Annotated in this window: 16 protein-coding genes; 13 read left to right on the top strand and 3 right to left on the bottom strand. The window is 73.2% G+C overall.

What is annotated here, in order from left to right; genetic code table 11:
* Positions 1 to 13: 13 nt before the first annotated feature.
* Positions 14 to 580 carry a helix-turn-helix domain-containing protein gene (locus tag RF644_RS16155; protein WP_017834812.1) on the bottom strand — a complete coding sequence of 189 codons (567 nt, stop codon included), beginning with the start codon at positions 578 to 580 and terminating at the stop codon, positions 14 to 16.
* Positions 581 to 759: 179 nt separating this feature from the next.
* Between RF644_RS16155 and RF644_RS16150 the strand changes: the two genes are divergently transcribed.
* From RF644_RS16150 to RF644_RS16130, 5 genes are all read left to right on the top strand, one after another.
* A complete protein-coding gene (locus RF644_RS16150) occupies positions 760 to 2220 on the top strand; it encodes a sodium:solute symporter (protein WP_368797245.1) in 1461 nt (486 codons plus the stop codon).
* On the top strand, positions 2217 to 3731 hold the full coding sequence (locus RF644_RS16145) for a cytosine permease (protein ID WP_368797244.1): 1515 nt from the start codon (positions 2217 to 2219) through the stop codon (positions 3729 to 3731). Before RF644_RS16150 ends, RF644_RS16145 begins: the two co-directional genes overlap by 4 nt.
* The gene (locus tag RF644_RS16140; RefSeq protein WP_035923266.1) at positions 3718 to 4374 is read left to right on the top strand and encodes a cyclase family protein; all 657 of its coding nucleotides are present in this window, start codon (positions 3718 to 3720) and stop codon (positions 4372 to 4374) included. The genes RF644_RS16145 and RF644_RS16140 overlap by 14 nt, the downstream gene beginning before the upstream one ends.
* Positions 4375 to 4472: 98 nt before the next feature.
* Positions 4473 to 5894, top strand: a complete 1422-nt coding sequence (locus tag RF644_RS16135) for an NAD-dependent succinate-semialdehyde dehydrogenase (RefSeq protein ID WP_368797243.1) — start codon at positions 4473 to 4475, stop codon at positions 5892 to 5894.
* Positions 5895 to 5978: 84 nt separating this feature from the next.
* A complete protein-coding gene (locus RF644_RS16130; protein WP_095651212.1) occupies positions 5979 to 7562 on the top strand; it encodes a thiamine pyrophosphate-binding protein in 1584 nt (527 codons plus the stop codon).
* 112 nt (positions 7563 to 7674) lie between these two features.
* On the opposite strand, the gene RF644_RS16125 is transcribed toward RF644_RS16130, so the two are convergent.
* Complete coding sequence (locus RF644_RS16125; RefSeq protein ID WP_368797242.1) at positions 7675 to 8658, bottom strand: cation diffusion facilitator family transporter; 984 nt, start codon at positions 8656 to 8658, stop codon at positions 7675 to 7677.
* A complete protein-coding gene (locus RF644_RS16120; protein ID WP_368797241.1) occupies positions 8658 to 9137 on the bottom strand; it encodes a transporter substrate-binding domain-containing protein in 480 nt (159 codons plus the stop codon). The genes RF644_RS16125 and RF644_RS16120 overlap by 1 nt, the downstream gene beginning before the upstream one ends.
* 272 nt (positions 9138 to 9409) lie before the next feature.
* Between RF644_RS16120 and urtA the strand changes: the two genes are divergently transcribed.
* The 8 genes from urtA to ureC all read left to right on the top strand — a co-directional run bounded on the left by urtA (position 9410) and on the right by ureC (position 16914).
* Positions 9410 to 10666 (top strand): urea ABC transporter substrate-binding protein, encoded by a 1257-nt coding sequence (urtA, locus tag RF644_RS16115; protein ID WP_368797240.1) that lies wholly within the window; start codon positions 9410 to 9412, stop codon positions 10664 to 10666.
* Positions 10667 to 10727: 61 nt separating this feature from the next.
* Entirely contained in the window at positions 10728 to 11612 is an 885-nt protein-coding gene (gene urtB / locus RF644_RS16110; protein WP_368797239.1) for an urea ABC transporter permease subunit UrtB, read from the top strand.
* Positions 11609 to 12802: an urea ABC transporter permease subunit UrtC gene (gene urtC / locus RF644_RS16105; RefSeq protein WP_368797238.1), complete on the top strand. Its 1194-nt coding sequence runs from the start codon at positions 11609 to 11611 to the stop codon at positions 12800 to 12802. Before urtB ends, urtC begins: the two co-directional genes overlap by 4 nt.
* Positions 12799 to 13677 carry an urea ABC transporter ATP-binding protein UrtD gene (urtD, locus tag RF644_RS16100; RefSeq protein ID WP_133410982.1) on the top strand — a complete coding sequence of 293 codons (879 nt, stop codon included), beginning with the start codon at positions 12799 to 12801 and terminating at the stop codon, positions 13675 to 13677. The genes urtC and urtD overlap by 4 nt, the downstream gene beginning before the upstream one ends.
* Positions 13677 to 14369 carry an ATP-binding cassette domain-containing protein gene (locus RF644_RS16095; protein ID WP_368797237.1) on the top strand — a complete coding sequence of 231 codons (693 nt, stop codon included), beginning with the start codon at positions 13677 to 13679 and terminating at the stop codon, positions 14367 to 14369. The genes urtD and RF644_RS16095 overlap by 1 nt, the downstream gene beginning before the upstream one ends.
* A 142-nt stretch (positions 14370 to 14511) precedes the next feature.
* Positions 14512 to 14814, top strand: a complete 303-nt coding sequence (locus tag RF644_RS16090; protein WP_017834798.1) for an urease subunit gamma — start codon at positions 14512 to 14514, stop codon at positions 14812 to 14814.
* A gap of 31 nt (positions 14815 to 14845) precedes the next feature.
* A complete protein-coding gene (locus RF644_RS16085; RefSeq protein WP_368797236.1) occupies positions 14846 to 15205 on the top strand; it encodes an urease subunit beta in 360 nt (119 codons plus the stop codon).
* Positions 15202 to 16914 carry an urease subunit alpha gene (ureC, locus tag RF644_RS16080; RefSeq protein ID WP_368797235.1) on the top strand — a complete coding sequence of 571 codons (1713 nt, stop codon included), beginning with the start codon at positions 15202 to 15204 and terminating at the stop codon, positions 16912 to 16914. Before RF644_RS16085 ends, ureC begins: the two co-directional genes overlap by 4 nt.
* The last annotated feature ends 45 nt before the right edge of the window (positions 16915 to 16959 follow it).

Raw genomic sequence — 16959 nt, 5'->3', positions numbered from 1 at the left:
CCGGGCGGGGGGCTCACGAGCCGAGGATCCACAGCAGCACGGCGTCCTCGGTGCCGGGGTTCTCCCAGGTGTGCGGTTCGGAGCCGGGGAAGGTGACGGTGTCCCCGGCCGCCAGGTCGAAGGTGCGGTCCGGGACGTGCAGCCGGAACCGGCCGCTGATCAGGTGCAGCACCTCGGTCTCGCAGTCCATGCTGTACATCGCGTCCTCGCCCCGGCCCCCGGCGGCCACCCGGGCCCGGATGACCTGGACCTGGCGCTGCGCCGACGGCGTGACGAGCTGCTCCTCGATCCCCTCGCCGCCGAGGTCGATGTGCGGGGCGTCCTCGAGCCGGACCAGCTCCACGTCGGCGGGCCCGGCGAAGAGCGCGCCCACGTCGATCCGCAGCACCTGGCACATCCGCACCAGGGAGTCCACGGACGGGGAGGTGATGTCCCGCTCCACCCGGCTGACGAAGCCCTTGGTGAGGCCCGCGGCGGAGGCGAGCTGGTCGATGGTCATGTGGCTGCGCCGCCGGTGGTTGCGCAGCCGCGACCCCACGGCGGCGGTGTGCCCGGAGCTCTCGATGGGCAGTGCTTTCACGACGACGACGCCTCCTCCCGGACGGTTTTACCCGCCCGTCACGACCCGGACCCGTTCCCAAAACATGATCTGCATCATACTATGTGGGACAACTTTTGTTTCTTGTAGAGCAACCCCCGTCCGGGGAGGCTCCCGATCGACCCCGTGGGCGCCCGCGCCCCGAGGAAGCAGCGACACCCATGAACGTGCTGATCATCGTGCTGTACCTGGTCGCCATGGTGGCGGTCGGGCTCTGGGCCAGCCGCCGGGCCCACGACGCCGAGGACTACCGGGTGGCCGGCCGCCGCCTGGGCCCCGGCTTCTACACCGGGACGATGGCCGCCGTGGTCCTCGGCGGCGCGTCCACCGTGGGCGGGGTGGGCCTCGGCTACACCTACGGCATCTCCGGGATGTGGCTGGTGGTGGCGATCGCCACCGGTTTGGCCGCGCTGAGCCTGTTCTTCGCCGGCCGCATCCAGTCCCTCAAGGTGTTCACCGTCTCCCAGATGCTGCAGCTGCGCTACGGCGAGCGCGGCGGGGCCAAGGCGTCCTCGTTCGTGATGCTGGCCTACACCGTGATGCTCTCGGTGACCTCCACCTCCGCGTACGCCGCGATCTTCTCGGTCCTCTTCCCGCTCGACCGGTCGTGGGCGATCCTGCTCGGCGGCGTGGTGGTCGTGGCCTACTCCGTGCTCGGCGGGATGTGGTCGATCACGCTCACCGACATGATGCAGTTCGTGTTCATGACGGTCGGCATCTTCCTGGTCCTGCTGCCGTTCTCCCTCTCCGCGGCGGGCGGCTGGACCGGGCTCGAGGACCGGCTGGACGCCACGTTCTTCACCTGGGACGGCATGGGCACGCAGGCGATCGTCACCCAGTTCGTGGTCTACGGCTTCGGCATGCTGATCGGCCAGGACATCTGGCAGCGCGTCTTCACCGCCCGCTCCCCGCAGGTCGCCCGCTGGGGCGGGCTCGCCTCCGCCGCCTACGTGGCGCTCTACGGCGTGGCCGGGGCCGTCATCGGGATGACGGCCGCCGCCGTGGCCCCGGACCTGTCCTCCCCGGACGACGCGTTCGCCACGATGGCGCAGCAGTACGTCCCGGCCGGGCTCGGCGGGATCGTGCTCGCCGCCGGGGTCGCCGCCATGATGTCCACGGCCTCGGGCGCGCTCATCGCCGCGGCCACGGTGGCCCGCGTCGACGTCGTGCCGACCGTGAGGTCCCTGCTCACCCGGCACGCGGCCCCCGCCCCGGAGGGCACCGCGGAGGCGCTGCGCGGGGACCGGATCTACGTGCTCGTCTTCGGCGTGGTGATCACGGTGATCTCGATCTTCGTCTCGGACACCGTCACCGCCCTGACCATCGCCTACGACATCCTGGTGGGCGGCCTGCTCGTCGCGATCCTCGGCGGGCTCCTGTGGCGGCGCGGCACGAGCCTCGGCGCGGCCCTGTCCATGCTCGTCGGGTCCGTGGTGACCGTGGCGTCCATGGCGGTCTTCGGCGTGCTGGCCAACGCGCCCATCTACCTGGGACTGGCGAGCTCCGCGCTGGTCTACGTGGTGGTCTCGCTGCTGTCCCGCCCCACGCACGCCGGGGTGCTGCGGCAGTGGAACGAGCGCCTCGCGGGCTCCGGCGCCGACCGCGCGGAGGCCCGCCCGTGAGCGCCTGGTCGCGGCTCTCGGACCACCTGGACGAGAACTCCGAGGGCTACGGCCCGCTGCGCGGCACGCTGGGCGCCGGCCGGATCGGGATGATCTGGCTCGCGGCGAACCTGGTGGTGACCACCCTGCTGACGGGGACGCTGTTCGTGCCCGGGGTGTCCTGGCCCACGGCCCTGGCCATGATCGTCCTGGGGACGCTGATCGGCGGGGCGGTGCTGGTGCTCGTGGGGAACATGGGCACCCGCACCGGTCTGGCCACCATGTCCCTGACCAAGGGCTCCTTCGGCCTGCGCGGGTCCTTCCTGCCGGTGGCCGCGAACGTGGTCATCCTCATGGGCTGGAGCTGGGTGCAGGCGATGCTCGCCGGCGTCACCGTGAACTTCCTCGTGGCGCAGGCGACCGGCTACTCGAACCCGGTGCTGTTCTCGGTGCTCTGCCAGGCGCTGGTCGTGGCGCTGGCCGTCCTCGGCCACGAGGGCATCGCCCGGGTGGAGCCGTGGCTGGCGGTGGTGATCCTGGGCATCATGGCCTGGGTGTTCACGGTGGCGTTCACGTCCTACCCGGTGGCCGACTTCGCCGCCCTGCCCGTGGACCCCGGGGCGGGCTGGTCCCCCATCGCGGTCCTCGACGTCGTCATCGCCACGGCCATCTCCTGGACCGTGCTCTCCGCGGAGTTCAACCGGCTCGCCCGCCGGCAGTCCGCGGGCATGATCGGCTCCGGCGCGGGGTACGTCCTGTCCACTGTCGCGGCCATGAGCCTCGGGGCCACCGCCGTCGCCTACGTGGTGCTCGACGGCGGGGAGGCGGTCGGGTTCGACCCGACGGTGCTCGTCGCCGCCTTCGGCGCGCCCCTGGCGGTGGTGGTCTTCCTGTCGGTGATGGCCACCAACACCATGGTCGTCTACGGCATGGTCTCCTCGGTGGTGAACCTGACACCCTCGCGGAGACTGCGGTTCCTGCCCACGGCCCTCGTGCTGGGGGCCGTGTCGGTCCTCGGGTCCACCCGGCTGGGCCTGCTGGACCAGTTCACCGAGTTCCTGGTGCTGATCGGCTCGCTGTTCATCCCCGTCTTCGCGATCATGCTGGTGGACTACTACGTGGTCCAGCGCGGCGCCTACGTGGCGGACATCCTGCGCGGGCGCGGCGGCCGGTACTGGTACCGGGGCGGGGTCAACCCCGCCGCCGTGGCGGTGTGGGTCGTCGGCGCGGTCTGCTCGCTGGTGCTCACCTACGTGCTGCCGAGCCCCGTGGGCGCGACCATTCCCACGTTCGTCCTCTCCGCGGCGCTCTACCTGCTCTGGGCCCTGGCCGCGAAGCGGATCGTGCCGGGCCGGCCGGTCCAGCGCCACCTCACCGAGGCGGGGAGGACCGGGACGGACGGGACCGGGGCGCGGGACGGGACTGACGCGCAGGACGGGGCCGCCGCGCCCGAGCGGACCGGCGGACCCTGCACGGTCGGCGCTGTCGGCGCGGCCGGCAGGCCGGAGGAGGCCGCCGATGCGCCTCGTTGACCTGAGCCACCCCGTGGAGGCCGGCATGCAGGTCTTCCCGGGGGACCCGGCCGTGGACTCCCGGCTCGCGGCGTCCGTCCCGCGGGACGGCTTCCAGGTGGCCGAGCTGCACCTGGGCACGCACAGCGGCACGCACGTGGACGCCCCGCTGCACACCGTGGACGGCGGCTCGCCCGTGGACGAGCTCGACCTCGCCCGCCTGGTGGGACCGGCGCGCATCGTGCACGTGCCGGACCTCCGGGGGCACGAGGTGATCCGCTGGGCGCACGTCCGCGCGCAGCTGGAGGACGTGCGGGCCGGCACGATCGTGCTGTTCCGCACCGACTGGTCCCGGCACTTCGGCACCCCGCGCTACCTGGCGCACCCGGTGCTGGACGTGGAGATCGCCGAGCGCCTGCTGTCCGCGGGCGTGCACGTGCTCGGCACGGACACCCTCAACCCGGACCGCACCCCGGACGCCGGCGCGTCCGGCCCGCCCGAGCTGCCGGTGCACGCGGCGGTCCTCGGGGCGGGCGGGGCGATCGTCGAGAACCTGACGAACCTGCACGCCGTCGACTGGCGGGACCCGCTGGTGAGCGTCCTGCCGCTGCGGCTGCGCGGACTGGACGGCTCCCCGGTGCGGGCGGTGGCGATGCAGCCGTGAGCCCCGCGCCGCCGCTGCCCGGTCCCCGCCCCGGGACCACGACGCCACCGACGCCGACGACGACGACGACACCCGATCATTCCCGAGGAGACCCCGCCATGACCGCTGACGCCCGATCCACCGCCCCGTCCTCCTACCGATCCGTCAACCCGGCGACCGGCCGGGTCCTGGCCGAGCACCCGACCGCCACCGACGCCCAGGTGCAGGAGGCCCTGGCCGGCGCCGACGCCGCGTTCCGCGCCTGGCGGACCCTGCCGATCGAGGAGCGGGCGGCCGTCGCCGCCCGCGTCGGGACGCTGTTCACCGAACGGGTCGAGGAGCTGGCCGCCGTCATCACCGAGGAAATGGGCAAGCCACTCGCCGAGGCCCGGGACGAGGTCGCGTTCTGTGCCGAGATCTTCGCGTACTTCGCCGAGCAGGGCCCGGCCCTGGCCGCGGACCAGCCCATCACGACCTCCGGCGGCGGCCGGGCGGTGGTCCAGAAGCGTCCTGTGGGGGTGCTGCTGGGGATCATGCCGTGGAACTACCCCTACTACCAGGTGGCCCGCTTCGTCGCCCCCAACCTGGTGCTGGGCAACACGATCCTGCTCAAGCACGCCGAGTCCTGCCCCCGGGCGGCCCTGGCCCTCCAGCAGCTCATGGACGACGCCGGGGTACCGGCCGGCGCCTACGCCAACGTCTTCGCGAGCCACGACCAGGTCGCGGACATCATCGCCGACCCGCGGGTGCAGGGCGTGTCCCTGACCGGCTCCGAGCGGGCCGGGGCGAAGGTCGCCGAGATCGCCGGGCGGAACCTGAAGAAGGTCGTCCTCGAGCTCGGCGGCTCCGACCCCTACGTCGTGCTCGACACCGACGACGTGCGCGAGTCCGCCCGGACGGCCTTCGCCACCCGCATGGGCAACACTGGCCAGGCGTGCAACTCCAACAAGCGGATGATCGTCATGGCGGACCTCTACGACGAGTTCGTGGCCGAGCTGACCCGCCAGGCCGAGGCGCTGACCCCGGGCGACCCGGCCGAGGCCGCCCCCGGGACCTTCGCCCCCCTGTCCTCCCGGGCCGCGGCCGAGGGACTGGCCCGTCAGATCCGGGCCGCCGTGGACGCCGGCGCCACCCTGCACGCCGGCGGGCGGCTGCTCGAGGGCCCGGGCGCGTACCTGGAGCCGGCCGTGCTCACCGGGATCACCCCGGACATGGCCGCCCACCACGAGGAGCTCTTCGGCCCCGTGGCCGTGGTCTACCGGGTGGCCGACGACGCGGAGGCGCTCGCCCTGGCCAACGACACCCCCTACGGCCTGGGCGGGGCGGTCTTCAGCACGGACCCCGACCGGGCGCGCCGGCTCGCCGAGGGCCTGGACGCGGGCATGGCCGCCGTCAACGCCGCCGAGGCCGAGGGCGCCGAGATGCCCTTCGGCGGGGTCAAGCGCTCCGGCTACGGCCGGGAGCTGGGCCCGCTGGGCATGGACGAGTTCGTCAACAAGCGCCTGCTCTACGTCAAGGACCGGACCGCCGGGGAGGGCTGAGCGCCCGCCGCACGGCCCGATCCGCCCGGCCCGATCTGCTCCACCTGCCCCACACCACCCGCCCCACCCCTTGGAGGACCGCTCATGACCGCCCGCAGGACCACCGCCCGTGCCGTGCTGGAAACGCTCCGGGGCTACGGCGTCGACACCGTCTTCGGCATCCCCGGCACCCACTCGCTCGAGTTCTACCGCCCGCTGCGCGAGCTGGGCATCCGGGCGGTCACCACCCGCCACGAGCAGGGCGCCGCGTACGGCGCCGACGGGTGGAGCCAGGTCTCCGGGCTGCCGGGCGTCGTCATCACCACGTCCGGGCCGGGCCTGCTCAACTCGCTGTCCGGGGCGGCCACGGCCTACGCCGAGTCCCGACCGATGATCATCCTGTCCCCCGGCCGTCCGGTGGGCCACGACTTCCGGGACATCGGCTCGCTGCACGAGACGAAGAACCCGTCCGCGGCCGTGGACGCGATCGTCGGCCGCAGCCGCCGGGTCACCAGCGGGGCCGAGGCCGTGACCATGGTCCACGACGCCTTCCGGGACTTCGCCCACTCCCGCCCCCGGCCGGTGCACATCGAGATCCCGCTGGACGTCCTGGAGGCGGAGCTCGACTACACCGACCGGCAGGTGGCCCCGCGCCGGCTCGGCGCCCCGCAGCCGGCGCCGGTCGACGACGTGCGCCGCGCCGCCGAGGTGCTGCGGGACGCCGAGCACCCTGTCATCCTCGCGGGCGGCGGCTCGCTGGCCGCCGGCGCGCGGCTGCTCGAGCTCGCCGAGCTGCTCGAGGCGCCGGTCATCACCACGACCAACGGCAAGGGTGCGATCCCCGAGCGGCACCGCCTCTCGCTGGGCGCCGACCTGCGCCTGTCCACCGCGCACGAGTTCCTGCGCTCCGCCGACGCCCTGCTGGTGATCGGCTCGAAGGTGGGCGAGGCCGAGCTGTGGGGCGGGGACATCACGCCGCGGGGCCCGGTCGTGCGCGTGGACATCATGCGGGACCAGATGCTGTGCAACCTGGACCCGGACATCGAGCTGCCCGGCCACTCCGCGGCCGTGGTCCCGCAGCTCCTCGAGGCGATCGGCCCGCTCGCCCCGCGCCCCCCACGCGACCTCACCGAGGTCTTCGCCCGGCTCGACGACGAGGGCCGCCGCACCGCGCCCGAGCTCGCGGCGCTCAACGAGACGATCATGGCGGTGGTGCCCGAGGACACGATCATCGGCGGCGACTCCTCCCAGGTCACCTACCTGGGCTCCACCACGTTCTTCCGCGCCCAGCTCCCGCACTCCCTGCTCTACATGGGGACCTACGCGACCCTGGGCTACGGCCTGCCCGCCTCGATCGGGGCGAAGCTCGCCGCCCCGCACCGGCCCGTGCTGTGCCTCGTGGGCGACGGCGCCCTGATGTTCTCGATCCAGGAGCTGATGACCGCCGTGGAGCTCGGCGTGGACCTGCCGATCGTGTGCGTGGACAACGGCGGCTACGGCGAGATCCGGCAGAACATGACCGACCGGGACATCGACCCGCTCGCCGTGGACCTGCGGCAGCCGGACTGGCCCGCGCTCGCGGAGGCCTTCGGCGCGGTCGGGTTCGAGGCCACCCCGGAGAACCTGGCCGAGAAGGTCGTCGAGGCGCTCGCGGTCGAGGGGCCGAGCCTGGTGCACCTGAAGATCTGACCCCGCCGAGGGGTCCGGCTCCACCCACATCCCTGCCGAGGGGGCGCCTCCTGTCGGAACACATCCCGGATGGCCTCGGGACGAGACCCCTCGCGCAGGGGCAGGGATCGCGTCAGCGCGGGACCTGGTCCTCCGGCAGCTCCGCCACGGGGGCGAGCACCACGTCCTCGATCTTCCAGTCCAGGTCCGCGCAGCGCTTCCGGGCGGCCGCGAGCTGCCCGAGTGTCGGGGCGGTGCCCGCGGCCGGGATCACGAAGGCCTCCACGTGGAAGACGTGGCCCTCGTCCCGGACCCGCACGCCCACGTCCTGCACCCACGGCTGCTGGCGCAGCACCGTCTCCACGTCCTGGACGAGCGGGTGGGGCGCGGCGTCGTCGTAGGTGGTCGGGCGGGAGTCCACGAGGTCGGCGACGGCCCCCTTGAGGTTCGTGGTCCCGTCCTTGAGGATCGACGTGGAGACCACGAGCGCCGCGACCGCGTCCGCCCACCACAGGCCCATCCCGATGCCCAGCACACCGAGCGCCGTGGCCAGGCCGGTCATCCAGTCCGCCTTGTTCATGTCGGCGTCGGCGTAGAGCACCTTGTCGTGGAGCTCCTCCGCGAGCTTCATCTTCATCCGGCCCAGGATCACGGGCGGGATGCTGGTGAGCGTCATCGCCGCCACCATCAGCCACCCGGACCACACCGGCGTGCCGAACAGGCTCGTGACCCCGATCGGGGGCCGCTCGCCCCGCAGGAGCCCGGAGCCGGAGTCGACCACGAGGAACGCGCCCATCGCCAGGAGCGCGACCGCCGCCACGAGGTGGCCCACGCCCACGGAGCGGTGGTAGCCGTAGGGGTGGCGGGGCGTAGGGCGCCGGCCGGCGACGCGGACCGCCACGAGGAAGGCGAGGGGCGGCAGGAACGAGAGCGAGTCCTCGATCCAGGCGACCTTCATGGCCTGGGACTGCCCGGCCACGAGCGCCACGACGGCCACGGTCACGGCGAGCACCCCGAGGGTGATCTTCTCCAGGCGCACCGCACGCGCCAGGGTGCGCGCCTGGGCGCCGGTGAGCTCGGTGGACCCGAACCGGGCCTTCGCCCCGGACTGCGACATCACCCCTCCTCCCGTTCCACCAGGAACGTCTCGAGCTCGGTGAGGAAGCCGTTCTCCCCCAGCCGGGTGGCCAGCACGATCTTCTCGGTGCGGCCGTCCCCCGGCTCGATCTCCGTGTGCGGGCGGGTCAGCGCGGCGTGCTTCTCCCAGGGGGACGTCTCGGTGAGGCCTGCGACGACGACGTCGAGGTCGCCGCCCTCGAGCGAGCGGATCAGGTGGCTCTCGGCGCCGGAGGTCCAGACGACCTCGGCGTCGATCCGCTCGGCGAACTCCTCGACCAGCTCGACCTCCACCCCCGAGGGACGGCCGCTGTCGGCGACCTCCGTCCAGGGCGGGCTCTCCGAGACCCCGGCCCGCAGCTCACCGCCGCGCACCCGGTCGAGGGTGCCCTCCGGGTCCTTCGGGAACCCGGAGCCGCACCCCGTGACCAGGGCCGCGGTCAGCACCGCCACCGCGAGCGGGCGCACCGAGGGGGACATCGCCGCACGACCTTTCCAAGCACCGGGGCGGTCCCGGCGGACCGCGCTCTCCATCGGTCCCGAGCATACGGAGTTGCGTCGGACGGCGCCGCTGCGGGACCGGGCGACACACGCCCGAAACCGGGCGCCGCGTCCGACATCGCCGGGAAACCTCTGCGCCGCACCCCGGAAATCCCGGCTGGCTAGCGTCGCTCCCATCCCGGCGGACCGGGTCCTGCCCGCAGGACCACCGCCCGGCACCCAGCGACTCCTCCCCCGGAAAGCAGGACGGCATGACGGTCCCCGCACGGCGCGCTCTGATCCCGGCCCTCGTGGCGGCCACGCTCCTCACGGGGTGCGGCGCCAAGTACGACCCGCGGCCGAGCGCAGAGGCGGTCCAGGCGCCCTCGAGCTCGTGCGTGGACACCTCCGGGGACAGCGTGAAGGTGGGGCTGCTCAACTCCCTCTCGGGCACGATGGCCGTGAGCGAGACGACCGTCAACCGCTCCCTGAACCTGGCGATCGAGGAGATCAACGCCGACGGCGGGGTGCTCGGCAAGGAGCTCGAACCCGTCACCGAGGACGGCGCGAGCGAGCCGACGGTGTTCGCGGAGAAGGCCGCCAAGCTGATCCGGCAGGACTGCGTGGCCGCGGTGTTCGGCGGCTGGACCTCCGCGAGCCGCAAGGCCATGCTCCCGGTCTTCGAGGCCCAGGACTCGCTGCTGTTCTACCCGGTGCAGTACGAGGGGCTCGAGGCCTCCCCCAACATCTTCTACACCGGGGCCACCACCAACCAGCAGATCGTCCCGGCCCTCGACCACCTGCGGGAGCAGGGGCACCGGCGGATCTTCCTGGTGGGCAGCGACTACGTCTTCCCCCGCACGGCGAACCGGATCATCAACGCCTACGCCGCGGCCCACGGCATGGAGGTGGTGGGCGAGGAGTACTTGCCGATGGGCTCGACCGAGTTCTCGACCATCGTCAACAAGCTCCTGGCCTCGGACGCCGACGCGGTGTTCAACACCCTCAACGGCGACTCCAACGTGGCGTTCTTCCGCCAGTACACCTCCGTGGGCCTCGAGGCCGGCGAGATGCCCGTGGTCTCCGTGTCGGTCGCGGAGGAGGAGGTCCCCGGGATCGGCGTGGAGAACGTCGCCGGCCAGCTGACCTCCTGGAACTACTACCAGACCGTCGACACCCCCGAGAACGAGCGGTTCGTGCGGGCGTTCCAGGACCGGTACGGCGCCGGGCGGGTCACGAGCGACCCCATGGAGGCCGCCTACACGTCCGTGCACCTGTGGCGGGCGATGGTCGAGAAGGCCGGGTCCTTCGACGTCGACGCCGTGCGCGAGGCCGCCGACGGGACCGTGGTCGAGGCCCCCGAGGGCACCGTCGAGGTGGACGGGGAGACCCAGCACGTCACCAAGACCCCGCGCATCGGCCGGATCCGCGAGGACGGGCTGATCGAGACGGTCGAGGAGGCCGCCGAGCCCGTGGTCCCCGACCCGTTCCTGACCGGCTACGACTGGGCCGACGGCGTCTCCGGCTGAGCCGCCCCGCCGCCGCCGGCACCGCCCCCCGACGCCCCGCAGACCGAGAGAAGAGTCGTCCATGGAAGTCATCGTCAGCCAGTTGTCCGCCGGGCTCAGCCTCGGCTCCATCCTCCTCCTCGCGGCCGTGGGGCTGTCCCTGACCTTCGGGCAGATGGGCGTCATCAACATGGCCCACGGCGAGTTCATCATGGCCGGCGCGTACACCGCCTTCACGGTCCAGCAGGTGCTCGGCCACGCCGGGGTCTCCCTGCTGCTGTCGATCCCGATCGCGTTCCTCGTGGGCGGGGCCCTCGGCCTGCTGGTCGAGGGGCTGCTGCTGCGGCGGATGTACCACCGGCCGCTGGACACGCTGCTCGTCACCTTCGGGGTGTCCCTGATCCTCCAGCAGGTGGCCCGGGACGTCTTCGGCGCCCCCAGCGTGGACGTGCGGCTGCCCGAGCTGCTGCAGGGCCCCGTGGAGGTCCTGGGCGTCCCGGTCCCGGCGTCCCGCGTGTTCCTGCTGGCCCTGGCCGTCGTCGTGGTCGCCGCCCTCGCGCTCGTGCTCCACCGCACCTCCCTGGGCCGCCGGATCCGCGCCGTGGTGCTCAGCCGCGACCTCGCCGAGGTCAGCGGGATCTCCTCCCGGCGCACCGACCAGCTGACGTTCTTCATCGGCTCCGGGCTCGCCGGCGTGGCCGGGGTGGCGCTGACCCTCGTGGGCTCCACGAGCCCCACCCTCGGCACCACCTACATCGTGGACGCCTTCCTCGTGGTCGTCGCCGGCGGCATCGGCCAGATCCGCGGGGCCGTGCTCGCCGCGGCGGGCCTGGGCGTGCTCCAGGCCTTCGTCGAGTACTCCACGACCGCCTCGATCGCCAAGGTCCTGGTGCTGGTCGCCGTGGTCGCCTTCCTGCAGCTGCGCCCCCAGGGGATCTTCAGCGTCCGAACGAGAGGTCTGGCATGAGCACCACCAGCGCACCCCGTCCCGCCGCCGCGTGGCGCGACCGGCTCACCGGGCCCCGGGGAGCCGCCGCCGGGCTGGCCCTCGGCGCGCTCCTGCTGCTCGTCCTGGCGCCCCTGGCCCTCGGCGGGTTCGGCCTGGGCCTGCTCGGCAAGTACCTGTGCATCGCCATGGTGGCCGTGGGCATCGGCCTGGCCTGGGGCCGCGGCGGGATGCTCACCATGGGCCAGGGCCTGTTCTTCGGCCTCGGCGCCTACATCATGGCCATGCACCTGCAGCTCGCGGACACCCGGCTGCTGGGCGAGCAGGTCCCCGAGTTCATGCGGCAGAACGGCGTCACCGAGCTGCCCGCCGTGTGGGCCGTGTTCGCCCACCCGGTGGCCGCCGTGCTCGGCGTGGTCCTGGTGCCGGCAGCGGTGGCCGCGGCCCTGGGCCTGGCGATCTTCACCCGGCGGGTCAAGGGCGCCTACTTCGCGATCCTGTCCCAGGCCCTCGCCGCGGCCTTCGCGGTCTGGCTGATCGGGCAGCCCGTCCTCACCAACGGCTCCAACGGGCTGAGCAGCTTCCGCTCCCTGTTCGGCTACGACCTCGCCGACCCGCGCAACCAGCTGCTCCTCTACCTCGTCACCGCGGCGCTGCTCCTGGCCATGGTGGCCCTCACCTGGCAGCTCCACCGCAGCCGGTGGGGCGAGCTGCTCGTGGCGGTGCGGGACCAGGAGGAGCGCGTGCGCTTCCTCGGCCGGGACCCTGCCCTCGTGAAGACCGCCGCCTACGTCCTGGCCGCGGTGATGGCCGGGATCGGCGGGGCGCTGTTCGTCCCGGTGGTGGGGATCGTCTCCCCCGCCGACGTCGGGGTGATCCCGTCCATCGCGTTCCTCATCGGCGTGGCCGTCGGCGGCCGCGCGACCCTGCTCGGGCCCGTGCTCGGCTCGATCGCCGTGTCCTTCGCCGAGACGTCCCTGGCCTCCGCGTTCCCGTCCTTCTGGGTGTACCTCCAGGGCCTGCTCTTCGTGCTGGTGGTCGGGTTCCTGCCCGGCGGCATCGCCTCGCTGCCCGGTGTGCTCCGGCGTCGTCGCCGCACCCCCGCGACCGCCCCCGGCGACGGCGACGGCCACGGCCCCGGAGGGGCCACCACCCCCGACGACCCCGTCCCCACCCCGGCAGCGGCCCTGGCCGCGGAGGAGGCCCGATGAACGCCGCCGCACGTCCCGAGATGCTGTCCGCGCGCCGCCCCGAGTGGAGGAGCTCCCTGCTGGGCCGCACCCCGCCGCAGCCCGGCGGGCTGCGCACCGGCCGCCCCTCCTACCTCGAGATCACGGACCTCACCGTGTCCTTCGGGAGCTTCACGGCCGTGGACGGCGTGGACCTCGTCGTCAACCAGGGCGACCTGCGCTTCCTCATCGGCCCCAACGGCGCCGGGAAGACCACCCTCATCGACGCCGTGACCGGGCTCGTCCCGGCGCGCGGGTCGATCGACCACGACGGCCACCAGCTGGTGGGCCGCAGGACGCACCGGATCACCCGGCTGGGCGTGGGCCGCACCTTCCAGACCGCGAGCGTCTTCGAGCAGCTCACGGTCCTGCAGAACCTCGACATCGCCGCGGAGGCCGGCCGCCCTCCCCTGTCCCTGCTCGCCGCCCGGCGGTCCGTGTCCCGGGAGGTGGAGGAGGCCCTCGAGATCATCAACCTCTCCGCCCTGCGGGACGTCCCGGCCGGGGTGCTGGCCCACGGGCAGAAGCAGTGGCTCGAGATCGGGATGCTGCTCGTGCAGAGGGCGCAGGTGCTGCTGCTCGACGAGCCCGTGGCCGGGATGAGCCACGAGGAGCGGGAGCAGACCGGTGAGCTGCTGCGCCGGATCGGCGGCGACCGGATCACGATCGTGGTGGAGCACGACATGGAGTTCCTGCGCCGCTACGCCACCTCCGTCACCGTGATGGCCGACGGCCGGGTGATCAGCGAGGGCTCCGTGGCCCACGTGCAGGCCGACCCGCGGGTCCAGGAGATCTACCTGGGCACCGCCGCCACCGCCGCCGCCACCGCGGCCGACCCCCGGGAAGGGGACTCCTGATGCTCGAGCTCCAGGACGTGCACACCGGCTACGGCCGCACCGAGGTCGTCCACGGCGTGGACCTCACCGTCAGCGGGGACGCCGTGGTCGCCCTCCTCGGCCACAACGGGGCGGGCAAGACCACGCTGTTGCGGGCGGTCGTGGGCCTCAACAGGGTGACCTCCGGCCGGATCCTGCTCGACGGCGAGGACATCACCGGGCTCAGCGGGCACGCCCGGGTCCGCCGCGGCATGGCCTACGTCCCGCAGGGCCAGCGCTCCTTCGGCGGGCTCAGCGTCCGGGAGAACCTCCAGGTGGTGGCCGACGGCCGGCGGAACGGGCGGGCCGCCGTCGACCGGTCCCTGGCGATGTTCCCGGCGCTCGAGGGGCTGCTCGAGCGGCGGGCCGGGCTGCTCTCGGGCGGGCAGCGCCAGCAGCTGGCGATCGCCCGCGCCCTGATCACCGAGCCGTCCCTGCTGATCCTCGACGAGCCCACCGAGGGCATCCAGCCGTCCGTGGTCCAGGAGATCGAGCAGAAGATCCTGCAGCTGGCAGCCGGCACCGGGATCCGGGTGCTGCTGGTGGAGCAGCGGATCGGCTTCGCCCTGGGCTCGGCCACGGACTGGTACGTCCTGGACTCCGGGCGGGTCAGCGCCTCCGGCCGCGCCGGGGAGCGGGCCGAGGAGCACGCCCGGGCGGCGCTCGCCCTCTGAGCCGGCGCGGGCGCACGCGCCGGGGCGCCGGCCCGTGCGCCCGCGCCCCGGCACGTGCCGGAAACACCCGGTGAACCTCGCCGAAACACGGAGCCCCTACGGTGACGACTGTCCCTGAGCACCCGCCGTCCCGAGGAGAGCCGTGCACCTGACCCCCCGTGAGCAGGAGAAGCTGCTGGTCGTCGTGGCCGGCGACCTCGCCCGGCGGCGCCGGGACCGGGGGCTGCGGCTCAACCACCCGGAGGCGGTCGCCCTGATCACCGCCGAGCTGCTGGAGGGCGCCCGGGACGGCCGGACCGTGGCCGAGCTCATGTCCTGGGGCTCCACGATCCTGGCCCGGGCGGACGTCATGGAGGGCGTGCCGGAGATGGTCCACTCCGTCCAGGTCGAGGCGACCTTCCCGGACGGCACCAAGCTCGTCACCGTCCACGACCCCATCCGCTGACCCGCCCGCCCCCGGCCCCGAAGGAGCGCCCGTGATCCCCGGAGAGTACGTCCTGCGGCCCGATTCCGTCGTGATCAACGCCGGCCGGCCCACCACGGAGCTGGACGTGGTCAACCGCGGCGACCGCCCCGTGCAGGTGGGCTCGCACTTCCACTTCGCCGAGGTCAACCCCGGCCTCGAGTTCGACCGGGCGGCGGCCCGCGGCTTCCGCCTGGACGTCCCCGCCGGCACGGCGGTGCGCTTCGAGCCCGGCGACCGCAAGCGCGTCCGGCTCGTCGCCCTGGCGGGGCGCCGCGAGGTCCACGGCCTCGCGAACCGGGTGAACGGGCCCCTCGATGCCCCCGGCACGGACGCCCCCGGCACCGACGCTCCCAGGAAGGAGCAGGCATGAGCCACGAGATGTCCCGCGCCCAGTACACGAGCCTCTACGGGCCCACCACCGGGGACCTGGTGCGCCTGGCGGACACCGAGCTGTTCCTCGAGGTGGAGCACGACCGCACGGTCCCCGGGGACGAGGTGGTCTTCGGCGGGGGCAAGGTGATCCGGGACGGCATGGGCCACAACGGGCGGCTGACCCGGGACGACGGCGTGGTGGACACCGTGGTCACCAACGCCGTGGTGCTCGACGCCTCCGGGATCTACAAGGCGGACGTCGGCATCCGGGACGGGCACATCAGCGGGATCGGCAAGGCCGGCAACCCGGACATCATGGACGGCGTCGACATCCTGATCGGCGCCTCCACCGAGGTGATCGCCGGCGAGGGCCGGATCCTCACCGCGGGCGGGATCGACTCCCACATCCACTTCATCGGCGCCGACCAGATCGGCACGGCCCTGTCCTCCGGGATCACCACGATGTTCGGCGGCGGCACGGGCCCCGCCGAGGGCTCCAACGCCACCACGATCACCCCCGGCGCCTGGCACCTCGCCCGCATGTTCCGGGCCCTCGACGGCTACCCGATGAACTTCGGGCTGCTCGGGAAGGGCCACGCGAGCGCCCCCGAGCCGCTCGTGGAGCAGATCCGCGCCGGCGCCGTGGGGCTCAAGATCCACGAGGACTGGGGCGCCACCACGGCCGCGATCGACACGGCCCTGACCGTGGCCGACGAGTTCGACGTGCAGGTGGCCATCCACACCGACACCCTCAACGAGTGCGGGTTCCTCGAGGACACGGTGGCCGCGATCGGCGGTCGGGTCATCCACACGTTCCACACCGAGGGTGCCGGCGGCGGCCACGCCCCGGACATCATCCGCATCGCGGCCCTGCCCCACGTGCTGCCGTCCTCGACGAACCCCACGCTGCCCTTCACCCGGAACACGGCGGAGGAGCACCTGGACATGCTCATGGTCTGCCACCACCTCAACCCGGACATCCCGGAGGACGTGGCGTTCGCGGACTCCCGGATCCGGCCCGAGACGATCGCCGCCGAGGACGTGCTGCACGACCTGGGCGTGTTCTCCATGACCTCCTCCGACTCCCAGGCCATGGGCCGTGTGGGCGAGGTGGTGCTGCGCACCTGGCAGCTGGCCGACCAGATGAAGCGACGCACCGGGCCCCTGCCCGAGGAGACGGGCCGCGGGGACAACGCCCGGCTGAAGCGCTACGTGGCCAAGTACACGATCAACCCGGCGGTCGCGCACGGGATCGCCGACGTCGTGGGCTCGGTCGAGCCGGGCAAGTTCGCGGACCTCGTGCTGTGGGACCCGGTGTTCTTCGGGGTCAAGCCCCACGCCGTGCTCAAGGGCGGGCAGATCGTGCACTCGCTCATGGGCGACCCCAACGCCTCGATCCCCACCCCGCAGCCGCAGCTGATGCGGGACGCGTTCGGCGCGAAGGGCACCGCCCCGCACGCCAACTCCATCACCTTCATGTCCCGCGCCGCCGTCGAGGCGGGCGTCGGCGAGCGACTGGGCCTGCGCAAGCGGGTGCTGCCCGTGGGCGGGATCCGCGGCCTGACCAAGCAGGACATGCGGCACAACCACGCCACCCCGGAGATCGAGGTGGACCCGCAGACCTACGAGGTCCGCGTGGACGGCGAGATCGCCACGTGCGAGCCCGCCGAGGAGCTGGCCATGGCCCAGCGCTACTTCCTGTTCTGACCGGCCCGCCGGCCGAGCCCCGCACGTCCTGAGACACCCCGAAGC

The organism is Kocuria sp. CPCC 205258, from assembly GCF_040981005.1.
Taxonomy (GTDB): domain Bacteria; phylum Actinomycetota; class Actinomycetes; order Actinomycetales; family Micrococcaceae; genus Kocuria; species Kocuria rosea.
This window is presented reverse-complemented; position numbering and strand designations above follow the sequence as displayed.

Excerpts from the sequence above, each read along its gene's own strand:
- RF644_RS16150 (WP_368797245.1), top strand. The coding sequence starts at position 760 with ATGAACGTGCTGATCATCGTGCTGTACCTGGTCGCCATGGTGGCGGTC.
- RF644_RS16140 (WP_035923266.1), top strand. The coding sequence starts at position 3,718 with ATGCGCCTCGTTGACCTGAGCCACCCCGTGGAGGCCGGCATGCAGGTC.
- RF644_RS16135 (WP_368797243.1), top strand. The coding sequence starts at position 4,473 with ATGACCGCTGACGCCCGATCCACCGCCCCGTCCTCCTACCGATCCGTC.
- RF644_RS16130 (WP_095651212.1), top strand. The coding sequence starts at position 5,979 with ATGACCGCCCGCAGGACCACCGCCCGTGCCGTGCTGGAAACGCTCCGG.
- RF644_RS16125 (WP_368797242.1), bottom strand. The coding sequence starts at position 8,658 with ATGTCGCAGTCCGGGGCGAAGGCCCGGTTCGGGTCCACCGAGCTCACC.
- RF644_RS16120 (WP_368797241.1), bottom strand. The coding sequence starts at position 9,137 with ATGTCCCCCTCGGTGCGCCCGCTCGCGGTGGCGGTGCTGACCGCGGCC.
- urtA (WP_368797240.1), top strand. The coding sequence starts at position 9,410 with ATGACGGTCCCCGCACGGCGCGCTCTGATCCCGGCCCTCGTGGCGGCC.
- urtB (WP_368797239.1), top strand. The coding sequence starts at position 10,728 with ATGGAAGTCATCGTCAGCCAGTTGTCCGCCGGGCTCAGCCTCGGCTCC.
- urtC (WP_368797238.1), top strand. The coding sequence starts at position 11,609 with ATGAGCACCACCAGCGCACCCCGTCCCGCCGCCGCGTGGCGCGACCGG.
- urtD (WP_133410982.1), top strand. The coding sequence starts at position 12,799 with ATGAACGCCGCCGCACGTCCCGAGATGCTGTCCGCGCGCCGCCCCGAG.
- RF644_RS16095 (WP_368797237.1), top strand. The coding sequence starts at position 13,677 with ATGCTCGAGCTCCAGGACGTGCACACCGGCTACGGCCGCACCGAGGTC.
- ureC (WP_368797235.1), top strand. The coding sequence starts at position 15,202 with ATGAGCCACGAGATGTCCCGCGCCCAGTACACGAGCCTCTACGGGCCC.